Here is a 294-nt window from a genome sequence, read left to right as displayed (position 1 = left end):
ATGATTTCAATTTTGTCAATTAAGCTATCAGTTGCAAGAGGACCGTTTGCATGCCCACCTTTGATTAATATAGAGCGTGGGCCAAATGAGAGAAGTTTTTTTGCTTGTTGTATTGCTTCTTCATGATGAGATGCCAATGGGCTTTGGCTGAGAAGGGCGAGTTCTTCTCTATTGGGTGTTAAAAGATCAACGTGAGGGAAAAGTTTATTGATCATAGTTTCTATGATTGTTTCTGTTGTTAGCTTTCCCCCTGATGAGGCGATAAATACAGGATCAAGAATAACTGGAATATGA

Annotated in this window: 1 protein-coding gene; it reads right to left on the bottom strand. The window is 38.8% G+C overall.

Annotated features, from left to right (window positions below):
* Window positions 1–294 (bottom strand): PfkB family carbohydrate kinase (locus tag ACFIK8_RS12585; RefSeq protein ID WP_375669620.1); only part of this gene is annotated, 294 nt, incomplete at both ends.

The sequence above is a fragment of the Bartonella sp. MR168JLCBS genome (genome assembly GCF_042194175.1).
The sequence above is the reverse complement of the archived record's forward strand: the minus strand, read 5'-3'. Positions and strand labels throughout refer to the sequence as shown.